Genomic DNA, 13,338 nt, shown 5'->3' with positions numbered 1-13,338 from the left:
TGTTGACGCGGATAAACGTCTATGATATATTAGACAAGCGACAAGATTTATGTCTATTTTTTTTGCCCTTATTTATGGGAATTTACGTAAAAAACGCGGAGGTAGAATAATGCGTACAAGAATTACATTAGCATGCACAGATTGCAAGAACCGTAACTATGACACAACAAAGGATAAGAAGACACATCCTGATCGTGTTGAGATGAAGAAGTATTGCCCTTTCTGCAAGAAGCATACTTTACATAAGGAAACAAAGTAATTTTCATCCTTAAGAGGGAGTACAGACATGGAAAAGATCAAAAGTTTCTTTACAGGTGTAAAGGCTGAGTTCGGAAAGATCATATGGCCAACAAAGGATGATGTTACAAAGCAGACAACTGCTGTAGTTGTCGTTTCAATCATCTGCTGCGTACTGATCGCCGTACTTGATTATGCTTTTGGATTTGGAATGAATAAACTCACATCCATTTTCTAATTAAAAGGAGATAATATGTCAGAAGAAATGGAAAAGAATCTCGAGCAGGTTGCTGAGAATTCTGCCGAAGTAGTATCTGATGAGGTATTATCAGGTGCTGAGGCTCCTTCAAATGAGGAGACTGTAGCTGCAGAAGGTAATATCGAGAACGAGAACGCACATTGGTACGTTGTTCATACATATTCCGGATATGAGAACAAGGTTAAGGCTAATCTTGAGAAAGCCATTGAGAACAGACATCTTCAGAATCAGATCCTTGAGGTAAGAGTTCCTCTTCAGGATGTTGTAGAGGTTAAGAATGGCGCTCGTAAGAATGTTCAGAGAAAGATGTTCCCAGGATATGTTCTTGTGAACATGGATATGAACGATGAGACATGGTACGTAGTTCGTAACACACGTGGTGTTACAGGCTTCGTAGGACCCGGATCAAAGCCCGTTCCTCTTACAGATGCTGAGATCAAGAATCTCGGAATCAATACCAAGAGCAATATTTCTGTTGACTTCGGTGTTGGCGATGAGATTGCAGTTATTGCCGGCGTTTGGAAGGATACAGCAGGCGTTGTTCAGAGAATGGACTTCGGTAAGCAGACAGCTACAATCAATGTTGACCTGTTTGGCCGTGAGACTCCTGTTGAGATCAGCTTCGCAGAAGTCAGAAGAATTGATTCATAAGGTTATGGTATTTAGGCGCATGAGCGTTTGAATATATAGTTACAATCCACTGAGTGGGAGCAAGACCCAGCATGCGTTTTGTGCATGATGTCGGTATTGCCCCTGCGATAGGTTCCAGCCGAGGTTTTGTCGAGGCTGCAGAACCGAACCGCTGGGAGTGCCGCTTTCGGTCATTGCGTCCGACCACATATTTTCAGGAGGTGCCATTATGGCAAAGAAAGTCGAAGGATACATTAAGTTACAGATCCAGGCTGGTAAAGCAACACCAGCACCACCAGTTGGACCAGCACTTGGTCAGCATGGTGTAAACATCGTTGAATTCACAAAGCAGTTCAACGCTCAGACAGCAGATAAGGGTGACGTTATCATCCCTGTTGTTATCACAGTTTATGCAGACAGAAGTTTCACATTCATCACAAAGACTCCACCAGCTGCAGTTCTTCTTAAGAAGGCAGCAAAGATTCAGAAGGGTTCAGGAGTTCCTAACAAGACTAAGGTTGCAACCATTTCTAAGGAAGATGTTAGAAAGATTGCAGAGACTAAGATGCCTGACCTTAACGCTGTTGACATCGAGGGTGCTATGAGCATGATCGCTGGTACAGCACGTAGCATGGGAATCGTAGTAGAAGACTGATGGAGGATGAGAGATGAAACACGGAAAGAAATATGTAGAAGCTGCTAAGCTTATCGATAAGACTCAGCAGTACGAAGCTGCAGAAGCTATTTCTCTTGTTAAGAAGTCAGCTACTGCAAAGTTTGATGAGACAGTAGAAGCTCACATCAGAACTGGTTGTGACGGACGTCACGCTGATCAGCAGATCAGAGGAGCTGTTGTTCTTCCTAACGGAACAGGTAAGGAAGTAAAGGTTCTTGTTTTCGCAAAGGGAACAAAGCTTGACGAGGCTCAGGCAGCTGGTGCAGACCACGTTGGTGGCGAGGAGCTTATTCCTAAGATCCAGAATGAAGGATGGCTTGATTTTGACGTTGTAGTTGCAACACCTGATATGATGGGCGTTGTAGGACGTCTTGGTAAGGTTCTTGGACCTAAGGGTCTCATGCCTAACCCTAAGGCTGGTACAGTTACTATGGATGTAGCTAAGGCTATCGCTGATATCAAGGCTGGTAAGATTGAGTACAGACTTGACAAGGCTAACATCATCCACGTTCCAGTTGGAAAGGCATCTTTCACAGAGGAGCAGCTTACACAGAACTTCAACGCTCTGATGGAAGCTATCCAGAAGGCTAAGCCTTCATCTGTTAAGGGTCAGTACCTCAAGAGCATCACTCTTGCTACAACAATGGGCCCTGGCGTAAAGGTTGTATCAAACAAGTATTGATTTACGCAACTTGCATAAGAAATGTGAAAATGGCGGATTGCTTTTGGGCAATCCGCTTTTTATTGTGTCTGTTTATTGGAATGACACTATATGTTGTGGTATACTATAGCCATGGGAAAAGGATATTATGACCAGGAACACTGGACAGATAAGGTGAATATAAAGAAGTTTTTCTCGAAGCCACAGACAGTGGCTTTCTTATTGACCTTTTTTATAGTCCTTGCAGTGGGAATCCCTGTACTTCTGGTGTTTGGTAATTTCAAGCACAGCAATGAGAGTTATCAGCAAGGTCTTTTCGCTAATAAATGGGAGGCTATCCCCGAGGCTTCAAGAGCTACCAACGCAGCCATTACAGATGAAGAATCTGCTCACAGGGCGGCTGTTATTTTTGAAGGGGATGAGGACTACACTCATATCATCGGAACTGCAGATGAAGAGACTGTGACCATTGGATTTGCGGGAGATATTCTTTTTGATGATGGATATGCAGTTGGCGATGCTTTCAAAAGAGCAGGAAACACAGCAGAGGGTGTAATTGGTCAGAGCCTTTTGGAAAAAATGAGGGGCGTTGATATAATGATGGTCAACAACGAGTTCCCTTATTCCAATGGCGGATCCCCTACAGAGGGCAAGACCTATACCTTCAGAGCAAGACCTGAGACAGCTTCCATACTTAACACCATGGGAGTTGACGTTGTGGGACTGGCAAACAACCATGCCTATGACTTTGGAAGACAGGCTCTGCTTGATACTTTCTCTGCTCTTAATAATGTTGGTGTTGATTATGTGGGCGCTGGAAATAATATCGAAGAAGCTTCTCATCCGGTTTATTACATTACAAGTAATGGAATGAAGATTGCGATCATCTGCGCTACGCAGATTGAGAGAAATGATAATCCTGATACCAAAGCAGCTACTGAGGACAGCCCGGGAGTATTCCGATGCATGAATGACGCGCTTCTTCTTGAGAAGATCCGTGAGGCCAGAGAGAAGAATGCATATGTTATAGTATTCATCCACTGGGGAACGGAAAGCACTTCGGAGATTGATTATCTTCAGAGAGATCAGTCAAAAGAAATCGTAGAGGCGGGAGCGAATCTGATCATAGGTGCACATCCCCATGTCCTTCAGAAGATTGACTATGTTGACGGAGTTCCTGTTGTTTATAGTCTTGGGAATTACATTTTTAATTCTAAGACTTTGGATACCTGCATGATAATCACTACCCTTCACAAGGATGGTGGAGTAAACATCCAATATGTTCCGGCGATTCAGAGTGGCTGCAGCGTTTATGAAGCTACCGGAGCAGAGTACACAAGGGCTCTTAATTCCATGGCTTCTATGTCTCCGGGTATCAATATAGATGGTAACGGATATATTAGTCCAAGATAAAGATAAAAAACTGTTGACATATAATTATTTATGTGATAATTTATATGAGGCTGTCGAAAAGACAGCTGTGCCGAAGACAGCAGGTGTCCGGTTGGACATAATGTGAAGCGCCTGCCGAGGAAAGTTTTTAAGTAGACTTTTATGCCTCTCGATGTCTTCGAGGGGTATTTTTATATCATGACTGATATAAAAATCATATGCGCATCGACGCGTAATGTATATGTTGCTAAAGCAACCGCGTCTCGCGCGAGGATTTCGCAAGCGAAATCCTGTCTTTGGCGGTTAATTCTATAAGGAGGTAAAAAGATGGCAAAGGTTGAATTGAAGAAGCCTGTAGTTGAAGAGATTTCTGAGAAGATCAAAGACGCGCAGGCACTCGTACTTGTAGATCACCGCGGACTTACTGTTGCGCAGGATACAGAACTTCGTAAGAAGCTTCGTGAAGAAGGCGTAACATACAAGGTGTACAAGAACACAATGATGAACTTCGCATTCCAGGGAACTGACTTTGAGCAGCTTAAGGATCTTTTAAACGGACCTTCAGCAATGGCTGTTTCAACAACAGATCCTGCAGCACCAGCTCGTGTACTTTATGAGTTTGCTAAGAAGGCAAAGGCTCTTGAGATTAAGGGTGGTGTTATCGAGGGTAAGTTCTACGATGCTACTGCTATGTCAGAGATCGCAACTATCCCTTCAAAGGAAGTTCTTCTTTCCAGACTGCTTGGTTCTATGCAGTCACCTGTTGCAAACTTCGCTCGCGTTATCAATCAGATCGCAGAGAAAGGCGGAGAGGCAGCACCAGCTCCTGCAGCAGAGGAGGCAGCTCCTGCAGCTACAGAAGAAGCTCCTGCTGAGACAGCAGAAGCACCTGCAGCAGAGTAATTTACTCTGGGCAGTAGGTTAACAGTAATTATTTAAAAGAAAACAAATTCTAAACTATATGGAGGAATATAAAATGGCAAAGTTAACAACAGCAGAATTTATCGATGCTATCAAAGAGCTTACAGTTCTTGAGCTTAACGATCTTGTAAAGGCTTGCGAGGAAGAGTTTGGCGTATCTGCAGCAGCAGGCGTTGTAGTTGCAGCAGCAGGTGCTGGCGCAGCAGCAGCTGGTGAGGAGAAGACTGAGTTCAACGTAGAGCTTACAGAGGTTGGTCCTAACAAGGTTAAGGTTATCAAGGTTGTTCGTGAGATCACAGGTCTTGGACTTAAGGAAGCAAAGGATCTCGTAGACGGAGCTCCTAAGATGATCAAGGAGAACGCTTCAAAGGCTGAGGCTGATGATATCAAGGCTAAGGTTGAGGCTGAGGGCGCTAAGGTTACTCTTAAGTAATTTTGTTACTTCAAAGACAAGCAGCAGAATAACAAAAGGGTCAGACAGCAAGTTGACTTGCTGTTCTGGCTCTTTTTTATTCTGATATTTGGCGCGAAGCGTCAAACGAGGAATTGCGAAGCAATTTCGAGTCTGTTTGTCCAGTGCAGATTCCGAATATGCGTAGGATTGCGAGAGCGCTTTTTGCGGAGCAATCCGTATATCGCTTGTTTGTAAAATTATTTTAAATTGTTCTTGACACACAAAAAATCTTGGGATACAATGGAAAATGCACTATTGTGGTGCAGTGGGTCTTTTTATGCACTTTTTTAAGACCCCTGTTTCACGACTATAAAAAACACTAAAGAACGGGGTGAATGTCAATGGAAAAAAACAGATTACATCCTACCGGCACTGGTAAGAATATACGTATGAGCTTCCAGCGCCAGAAGGAAGTCCTGGAGATGCCAAACCTGATCGAAGTTCAGAAGAACTCCTATCAGTGGTTTCTTGACGAAGGCTTGAAGGAAGTCTTCGACGATATCTCTCCTATTGAGGACTACAGTGGCAAGCTCAGTCTTGAATTTGTTGATTTCAAGCTTTGCGAAGATGAGATTGACAAAAACAAGAACACTATTGAGAAGTGTAAAGAGAGAGATGCTACATTTGCTGCTCCTCTGAAGGTAAAAGTTCGTCTCCATAATAAGGAGAAGGATGAGATCACCGAGCATGAGATATTCATGGGCGATCTTCCTCTTATGACAGCAACTGGCACATTCGTTATCAACGGCGCTGAGCGTGTAATCGTCAGCCAGCTGGTACGTTCACCCGGTATCTACTATGATATTACATACGATAAGATCGGTAAGGAGCTTATGGCATGTACTGTTATTCCTAACAGAGGTGCTTGGCTCGAGTACGAGACCGATCCTAATGATGTATTCTATGCAAGAGTGGACAGAACCAGAAAGGTTCCTGTTACAGTTCTTATCAGAGCACTTGGTATTGGAACTAATGAAGAGATCCTTGAACTGTTCGGTGATGAGCCTAAGATCCAGGGAAGCTTTTCAAAGGATTCATCAACTGATTACCAGAGTGGTCTTCTTGAGCTGTACAGAAAGATCCGTCCTGGTGAGCCTCTCAGCGTAGAAAGCGCAGAGAGCCTTATCACTGCTATGTTCTTCGACCCAAGAAGATATGATCTTGCTAAGGTTGGTAGATATAAATTCAATAAGAAGCTTCATTTCAAGAACCGTATCAAGGGCCATGTTCTTGCAGAGGATGTTGTTGATGAGACAACAGGCGAGATGATCGCAGCTGCAGGTACAAAGGTAGATCGTGCCCTTGCAACAGAGATCCAGAACGCAGCTATTCCTTACGTAATCCTTCAGGAGGAAGAGCGTAACGTTAAGGTTCTTTCTAACATGATGGTTGATATCACACACTTTATTGAGTGTGATCCTGAAGAGCTGGGAATCAACGAGAACGTTTATTATCCTGTTCTTAAGGAAATCCTCGAGGAGTACACAGCTAAGAATGATCCTGAGGGTCTTGCTGAGACTCTTAAGAAGCGTGTGCATGAGCTTATTCCTAAGCACATCACTAAGGAAGATATCATTGCTTCTATTAACTATAATATTCATCTTGAGTATGGAATCGGTAACGATGATGATATCGATCACCTTGGTAACAGACGTATCCGTTGCGTAGGTGAGCTCCTTCAGAATCAGTATCGTATCGGTCTTTCAAGACTTGAGAGAGTTGTTCGTGAGAGAATGACTACTCATGACACAGAGGAGGTTTCACCTCAGACTCTTATCAACATCAAGCCTGTACAGGCAGCTGTTAAGGAGTTCTTTGGTTCATCACAGCTTTCTCAGTTCATGGATCAGAACAACCCTCTTGGTGAGCTGACTCACAAGAGACGTCTTTCAGCACTTGGTCCTGGCGGTCTTTCAAGAGACAGAGCCGGATTCGAGGTTCGAGACGTTCACTATACACACTATGGCCGTATGTGTCCTATCGAGACACCTGAAGGTCCTAACATCGGTCTTATTAACTCTCTTGCAAGCTATGCAAGGGTTAATGATTATGGATTCATTGAGGCTCCATATCGTAAGGTTGACATGACTGACCCTGAGAATCCAAGGGTAACAGATGAGGTTGAGTATCTTACAGCTGACGAGGAAGATAACTACCACGTAGCTCAGGCTAACACTCCTCTTGATGAGGAAGGTCACTTCAAGAGAAAGACTGTATCCGGAAGATATAAGGATGAGACATCTGAGTATCCTAAGACAATGTTCGAGTACATGGACGTATCTCCTCGTATGGTATTCTCAGTTGCTACAGCACTTATCCCATTCCTTGAGAATGACGATGCTAACCGTGCGCTGATGGGATCAAACATGCAGCGTCAGGCGGTACCTCTTTTAACTACTGAGGCTCCTGCGGTTGGAACAGGTATGGAGCGTAAGGCAGCTGTTGACTCTGGTGTCTGTGTTGTTGCAAGAAAGGCCGGAACTGTTGACTTTGTAGACAGCAAGCTTATCCAGATGACATATGACGATGGTGAGAAGGAAGAGTTCCATCTGATCAAGTTCCAGAGATCTAACCAGAGTAACTGCTACAACCAGAGACCTATCGTATTTAAGGGCGACCACGTTGAGGCAGGTCAGGTTATCGCAGATGGTCCTTCAACATCACAGGGAGAGCTTGGACTTGGTAAGAACCCTCTTATCGGTTTCATGACCTGGGAAGGTTACAACTACGAGGATGCTGTTCTTCTTTCAGAGAGACTTGTTCGTGACGATGTATTTACATCTGTACATATTGAAGAGTATGAGGCTGAGGCCCGTGAGACAAAGCTTGGACCAGAAGAGATCACACGTGATGTTCCTGGTGTAGGTGATGATGCTCTTAAGGACCTTGATGATCGCGGAATCATCCGTATCGGTGCTGAGGTTCGTGCCGGTGACATACTTGTTGGTAAGGTTACTCCTAAGGGAGAGACCGAGCTTACAGCTGAGGAAAGACTCTTGAGGGCAATCTTCGGTGAGAAGGCAAGAGAAGTAAGAGATACATCTCTTAAGGTTCCTCACGGTGAGTATGGTATCGTTGTTGATGCCAAAGTATTTACAAGAGAGAATGGCGATGAGCTTTCACCTGGAGTTAACCAGGCAGTTCGCATCTATATCGCTCAGAAGAGAAAGATCTCTGTTGGTGATAAGATGGCTGGTCGTCATGGTAATAAGGGTGTCGTTTCAAGAGTACTTCCTATAGAAGATATGCCATATCTTCCTAACGGCAGACCTCTTGATATCGTGCTTAATCCTCTGGGCGTTCCTTCCCGTATGAATATCGGACAGGTCCTGGAGATCCACCTTTCACTTGCAGCTAAGGCTCTTGGATTTAATATTGCAACACCTATCTTCGACGGTGCAAACGAGATTGATATCCAGGATACACTGGAGCTTGCAAATGATTACGTAAACAGCACATGGGAAGAGTTTGAGGCTAAGTATAAAGACCTCGTTCATCCTGAGATCATGGAATATCTGTCAGAGAACAGAGACCACAGAGAGCTTTGGAAGGGAGTTCCAATCCAGTCTGATGGTAAGGTTCAGCTCAGAGATGGTAGAACAGGTCAGAAGTTCGACTCACCTACAACAATCGGACACATGCATTACCTTAAGCTCCATCACCTGGTTGACGATAAGATCCATGCTCGTTCAACTGGTCCTTACTCACTTGTTACACAGCAGCCTCTGGGTGGTAAAGCTCAGTTCGGTGGACAGCGTTTCGGTGAGATGGAGGTTTGGGCGCTGGAGGCTTACGGCGCAGCATATACCCTTCAGGAAATCCTTACAGTTAAGTCTGACGACGTAATCGGTCGTGTTAAGACATACGAAGCAATCATTAAGGGTGATAACATCCCTGAGCCTGGTGTTCCAGAGTCATTCAAGGTTCTTTTGAAAGAGCTCCAGTCACTTGGTCTTGATATCAAGGTTCTTCGTGAGGACAACACTGAAGTAGAGATTATGGAGAGCGTTGATTATACAGATTCTGATTATCGTTATGAGATTGAAGGCGATACATCAGGACGTGATTACAAGCAGGAGTCATTTGAGGCTAACGGATTTACACAGCAGAGCTTCGACGAGAGCGGCGAGCTGGTAGATGAGCAGGTGGATGATTTTGATTCTGATGAAGCGTTCGAAGACGCAGAAGAGTCTTTTGACGAGTGATACTTGTAAACCGATAATTAACGACTACATATAGAAAAGAGGTTACGAATGTCTGATTCAACTATGAATAAAGCAATAAATGAAGCTTCAAGCGGCAGACCTACTCAGCAGCAGGTTTACCAGCCAATGACATTTGATTCAATAAAAATCGGACTTGCTTCACCAGAGAAGATCAGAAGCTGGGCTCACAAGGTAGACGAGGAGAACAGAGGTGAGGTAACAAAGCCTGAGACAATCAACTACAGAACACTTAAGCCTGAGAAGGACGGTCTGTTCTGTGAGAGAATCTTCGGACCTACAAAGGACTGGGAATGTCACTGCGGTAAGTATAAGAAGATTAGATATAAGGGCGTTGTCTGCGACAGATGTGGTGTTGAGATCACAAAGAGCAGCGTACGTCGTGAGAGAATGGGTTACATCGAGCTTGCAGCTCCTGTATCACATATCTGGTATTTCAAGGGAATACCTAGCAGAATGGGTCTTATACTTGACCTTTCTCCTCGTGTTCTTGAGAAAGTACTTTACTTTGCATCATACATCGTACTTGATCCAGGTGAGACAACACTTGAGTACAAGCAGGTTCTTTCTGAGAAAGAGTACCAGGATGCAAGGGAAGAGTTTGGTACAAGATTCCGCGCAGGAATGGGTGCTGAGTCCATCAAGGAGCTCCTTCAGGCCATCGATCTTGAGGCTGAGTATCAGGAGCTGAAGGAAGGACTTGATACATCAAGCGGACAGAAGAGAGCAAGAATCATTAAGAGACTTGAGGTTGTTGAAGCCTTCAGAGAGTCAGGAAATGATCCTGCATGGATGATCATGGATTGCATCCCTGTAATTCCACCAGATCTTCGTCCTATGGTTCAGCTTGATGGTGGACGTTTTGCTACATCAGATCTTAACGATCTTTACAGAAGGATCATCAACAGAAATAACAGACTTAAGAGACTCCTTGACCTTGGAGCTCCTGACATCATCGTAAGAAACGAGAAGAGAATGCTTCAGGAGGCTGTTGATGCTCTTATCGATAACGGAAGAAGAGGAAGACCTGTTACCGGACCTGGTAACAGAGCACTTAAGTCTCTTTCTGACATGCTTAAGGGTAAGTCAGGACGTTTCCGTCAGAACCTTCTCGGAAAGCGTGTAGACTATTCCGGACGTTCAGTTATCGTCGTTGGTCCTGAACTTAAGATTTATCAGTGTGGACTTCCAAAGGAGATGGCTATCGAGCTTTTCAAGCCTTTCGTTATGAAGGAGCTTGTTTCCAGAGGAATCTCACAGAACATTAAAAATGCAAAGAAGCTGGTAGAGCGTCTTGATGAGCAGGTATGGGATGTGCTCGAGGACGTTATCAAGGAGCATCCTGTAATGCTTAACCGTGCTCCCACACTTCACAGACTTGGTATTCAGGCATTTGAGCCAATTCTTGTTGAAGGTAAGGCTATTAAGCTTCATCCTCTTGCATGTACACCTTTCAACGCCGACTTTGACGGCGACCAGATGGCTGTTCACCTTCCTCTGTCAGTTGAGGCTCAGGCTGAGTGCAGATTCCTTATGCTCTCACCTAACAACCTGCTGAAGCCTTCAGATGGTGGCCCTGTTAACGTTCCTACACAGGATATGGTTCTTGGTATCTACTATCTGACACAGGAGAGACCTGGTGCTCTCGGTGAAGGCAAGTGCTTCAAGAGCGTTGATGAGGCAATTCTTGCATATGAGAACAACTACATTACTCTCCAGACAAGAATCAAGATCAGAATGGAGAAGAAGAACGCCGATGGCGAGCTTGTAGTTGGTCTTGTAGAGTCTACACTTGGAAGATTCCTGTTCAATGAGATTATTCCTCAGGATCTTGGATATGTAGACAGAAGCGATCCAGAGAAGTTCTTAGACCTTGAGGTTGACTTCATGGTTGGTAAGAAACAGCTCAAGCAGATCGTTACAGCTATGATCAATACACATGGTACTTTTGCTACAGCAGAGGTACTTGATAATATCAAGGCTACAGGTTATCACTATTCAACTCGTGCTGCCATGACAGTTTCTATCGCTGATATGACAGTGCCTGAGCAGAAGCAGCAGATGCTTGATGAAGCACAGGCTACAGTTGATACTATCGCAGCTAACTATCGTCGTGGTCTTATCACAGACGAAGAGCGTTACAGCGAAGTTGTTGATACCTGGATGGAGACCGATAAAAAGCTCACTGAGGAGCTGCTTGCAGGTCTTGATAAGTACAACAACATCTATATGATGGCTGACTCCGGAGCCCGTGGTAGTAACCAGCAGATCAAGCAGCTGGCTGGTATGCGTGGACTGATGGCCGATACAACAGGTCGTACCATCGAGCTTCCTATCAAGTCTAACTTCCGTGAAGGTCTTGATGTTCTGGAGTACTTCATGTCAGCTCACGGTGCTCGTAAAGGACTTTCCGATACAGCGCTTCGTACTGCTGACTCAGGATACCTTACACGTCGAATGGTTGACGTATCACAGGAACTTATCATCAGAGAAGTTGACTGCTGTGAGGGTAAGGAAGTTATTCCTGGAATGACTGTTAAGGCATTCATGGATGGAAAAGAGACAATCGAGCCTCTTAAGGATAGAATCACAGGAAGATATGCCTGCGATACTATTAAAGATAAAGATGGAAACGTGATCGTTAAGAAGAATCACATGATCACACCATCCCGTGCAGCTAAGATCCTTTCAGTAGGAGTTAACAGTAAGGGTGGCCCAGTTGAGGCTGTTAAGATCAGAACAATCCTTACCTGCCGTTCACACAACGGTATCTGCGCTAAGTGCTACGGTGCTAACATGGCTACCGGTGAAGCAGTTCAGGTAGGTGAGGCAGTTGGTATCATCGCCGCTCAGTCAATCGGTGAGCCTGGTACACAGCTTACAATGAGAACCTTCCATACTGGTGGTGTTGCCGGTGGAGATATCACACAGGGTCTTCCTCGTGTAGAGGAGCTTTTCGAGGCAAGAAAGCCTAAGGGACTTGCTATTATCTCAGAGCTTGACGGACACGTTGAGATCAGAGATACAAAGAAGAAGCGTGAGGTTATCGTTACTAACGATGAGACCGGTGAGTCAAAGGCTTACCTCATTCCTTACGGTTCTCGTATAAAGGTTCTTGATGACACAACCATCGAGGCCGGTGACGAACTTACAGAAGGTTCAGTAAATCCTCATGATCTTCTTAAGATCAAGGGAATCCGTTCAGTTCAGGATTATCTCTTAAGAGAGGTTCAGAGAGTTTACCGACTTCAGGGTGTTGATATCTGCGATAAGCATATCGAAGTTATCGTTCGTCAGATGCTTAAGAAGGTAAGAATTGACGAGAGTGGAGATACAGATTACCTTCCTGGAACTCTTGTAGATGTTCTTGATTTCGAGGACAGCAACGAAGCTCTTATCTCTGAGGGCAAGAAGCCAGCAGAAGGAAAGCAGGTTATTCTTGGTATTACCAAGGCAGCTCTTGCTACAAACTCATTCCTTTCAGCTGCTTCCTTCCAGGAGACAACAAAGGTTCTTACTGATGCAGCAATCAAGGGTAAAGTTGATCCTCTTATCGGACTTAAAGAGAACGTTATCATTGGTAAGCTGATCCCTGCTGGTACAGGTATGAAGAGATATAGATCTACAGCTCTTAATACAGATGCCAACTTCAAGGATCCTGAGAAGCTCATTCTCAAGAAGAAGAGAAGAGACTTCGATGATGAAAAGCTTGTCGATGTTGATGACTTTGCGGGTGATGATGAGGACATCGAAGTAGACGAAGAGGAATAATTTTCGTATATAAAAATTTTTGTTGACAACAAAAATGAATGTATTTATAATTCATAATTGCGTGTATTGACAAAGGGGTGAAACTATGCCCCTTTGTCTTATGCATATATCAAA

10 protein-coding genes and 1 other annotated feature are annotated in these 13,338 nt (G+C 44.3%); all 10 genes read left to right on the top strand.

Translation table 11 applies throughout. The features are described from left to right. Positions 1-109: 109 nt before the first annotated feature. Positions 110-259: a 50S ribosomal protein L33 gene (rpmG, locus tag BO18_RS04425; protein WP_013281689.1), complete on the top strand. Its 150-nt coding sequence runs from the start codon at positions 110-112 to the stop codon at positions 257-259. A 27-nt stretch (positions 260-286) separates the two neighbouring features. Then, positions 287-475: a preprotein translocase subunit SecE gene (gene secE / locus BO18_RS04420; RefSeq protein WP_034443930.1), complete on the top strand. Its 189-nt coding sequence runs from the start codon at positions 287-289 to the stop codon at positions 473-475. Positions 476-616: 141 nt separating this feature from the next. Next, the gene (gene nusG, locus BO18_RS04415; RefSeq protein ID WP_034447028.1) at positions 617-1,147 is read left to right on the top strand and encodes a transcription termination/antitermination protein NusG; all 531 of its coding nucleotides are present in this window, start codon (positions 617-619) and stop codon (positions 1,145-1,147) included. A 208-nt stretch (positions 1,148-1,355) separates the two neighbouring features. Continuing rightward, complete coding sequence (gene rplK, locus BO18_RS04410) at positions 1,356-1,781, top strand: 50S ribosomal protein L11 (protein ID WP_034443927.1); 426 nt, start codon at positions 1,356-1,358, stop codon at positions 1,779-1,781. A 13-nt stretch (positions 1,782-1,794) separates the two neighbouring features. After that, entirely contained in the window at positions 1,795-2,484 is a 690-nt protein-coding gene (rplA, locus tag BO18_RS04405) for a 50S ribosomal protein L1 (protein ID WP_034443924.1), read from the top strand. A 90-nt stretch (positions 2,485-2,574) separates the two neighbouring features. Further along, complete coding sequence (locus BO18_RS04400; RefSeq protein ID WP_051688494.1) at positions 2,575-3,876, top strand: CapA family protein; 1,302 nt, start codon at positions 2,575-2,577, stop codon at positions 3,874-3,876. 52 nt (positions 3,877-3,928) lie between these two features. Further along, positions 3,929-4,058: a sequence feature (ribosomal protein L10 leader region), on the top strand. Positions 4,059-4,182: 124 nt separating this feature from the next. Then, complete coding sequence (gene rplJ, locus BO18_RS04395) at positions 4,183-4,758, top strand: 50S ribosomal protein L10 (RefSeq protein WP_034443921.1); 576 nt, start codon at positions 4,183-4,185, stop codon at positions 4,756-4,758. Between the two features lie 73 nt (positions 4,759-4,831). Continuing rightward, entirely contained in the window at positions 4,832-5,209 is a 378-nt protein-coding gene (gene rplL / locus BO18_RS04390) for a 50S ribosomal protein L7/L12 (protein ID WP_024865171.1), read from the top strand. Between the two features lie 362 nt (positions 5,210-5,571). Then, a complete protein-coding gene (gene rpoB, locus BO18_RS04385) occupies positions 5,572-9,435 on the top strand; it encodes a DNA-directed RNA polymerase subunit beta (protein ID WP_034443918.1) in 3,864 nt (1,287 codons plus the stop codon). Positions 9,436-9,483: 48 nt separating this feature from the next. Further along, positions 9,484-13,224 carry a DNA-directed RNA polymerase subunit beta' gene (gene rpoC / locus BO18_RS04380; protein ID WP_442856556.1) on the top strand — a complete coding sequence of 1,247 codons (3,741 nt, stop codon included), beginning with the start codon at positions 9,484-9,486 and terminating at the stop codon, positions 13,222-13,224. The last annotated feature ends 114 nt before the right edge of the window (positions 13,225-13,338 follow it).

The organism is Butyrivibrio sp. AE2032 (genome assembly GCF_000702965.1).
This window is presented reverse-complemented; position numbering and strand designations above follow the sequence as displayed.